Source organism: Allobosea sp. P4_C6 (assembly GCF_056402015.1).
This window is the reverse complement of the sequence record NZ_JBFUIF010000244.1, coordinates 1-1381: the sequence shown is the minus strand read 5'-3', so window position 1 is coordinate 1381 and position 1381 is coordinate 1. Positions and strand designations below refer to the sequence as shown.

Here is a 1381-nt window from a genome sequence, read left to right as displayed (position 1 = left end):
ATGCAGGGATCATTGAGAGTGCTGCAGGAAAGGTCCGCATATTGGCGCGCGACGAGCTAGAGGATGGCTGGGAGCCGGGAGGCGACACCCATTTAACGGTGTGGGAGTGCCTCCAGCACCTTGTCCGCAAGCACGAGAAGGACGGCATCTCGCACGACACCACCGTCCTGTTGAAGAAGATCGACGCGAAGGCCGCGGCCGTGAAGGACCTTGCTTACTGTCTCTATGACATCAGCGCCAACAAGCGGAAAGATGCGAAGGAGGCGACGGCCTACAACGCCCTGATCGCCGACTGGACGGAGCTGACGCGGCAGGCTGCAGCGATCCACGACACAAGCGGGGATCGTCAGATCCGGCTGGATATCTGAGGGGAAACGGGACAGTGGCCAAGAGCACGCGTCAATATGTTTTCGAGGGCATGGAGCTGCTGCCGGCAGCCCTCATTCCATTCGTCGAGAAGCGGCTGGAAAGCTCGCTCAAGGGGCACTGGCAGGTCCAGGTTCTGGAGAAGCTCCCGAGCCTGCGCCCCAATAGCAGCGGCGCCGTAGGTTGGGACCAGGCTGCATTGTTCAACGTTATGGACCGCCTTTGGTCCGAGGCGTTCAGGGCCGTTCTCGGCCGCRCCGAGCGGTCATGGGTGAACGAGCTTGGCGATGTCCGCAACAAGCTCTCGCACAATGAGCCCTTCACCTACGACGACGCCGAACGCGCGCTCGACTCCATGCGTCGATTGATGGAGGCGATCAGCGCGGGGGAGACTGCAGAACAACTCTCGAAGATGCGCGACACGATCCTGCGCACCAAGTTCACCGAACTTCAGCGTAATGAGGAACGCCGGAAGACACAACGCCTGGATATCTCGGTCGAAACCGTGGCGGGCCTGCTCCCGTGGCGCGAAGTGGTGGAGCCGCACCAGGATGTCGCGACCGGTGAATTCCAGCAGGCCGAGTTCGCGGCCGATCTCGCCAAGGTGCATTCGGGCAGCGCACCTGACGAGTATCGTGATCCGCGCCAGTTCTTCAGCCGGACCTATCTGACGGAGGGTCTGAGCGCGCTGCTGATTGGCGCCGCCAAGCGGCTATCCGGCAGCGGTGGCGACCCGGTTGTCGAACTGCAAACCAATTTCGGCGGCGGCAAGACGCACTCGATGCTCGCCCTCTATCACATGGCGGGGACGACGCCGGTCCAGGATCTGTCGGGCCTCGATCGATTGTTGGATGAGCATGGGCTCAGCGTGCCACAGGCCATCAATCGCGCGGTACTCGTCGGCACGTCGCGAGGGCCGCAGGACGTCCTCAATGCCGAGGGTGGTCGCAAGATCCGCACGACTTGGGGCGAGCTAGCCTGGCAACTCGGCGGGGCCGAGGCCTTCGACATGATC

General features: G+C 62.7%; 1 protein-coding gene and 1 pseudogene. Both read left to right on the top strand.

All coding sequences use genetic code 11. The annotated features are described in order from the left end of the window. A pseudogene (locus tag AC1DVA_RS28355) lies at positions 1 to 368 on the top strand (hypothetical protein); the annotation flags it as partial. A 14-nt stretch (positions 369 to 382) separates the two neighbouring features. Beyond that, positions 383 to 1381, top strand: a 999-nt coding sequence (locus AC1DVA_RS28350) for a Swt1 family HEPN domain-containing protein (RefSeq protein ID WP_476808123.1), incomplete at its 3' end; no start/stop codon positions are given.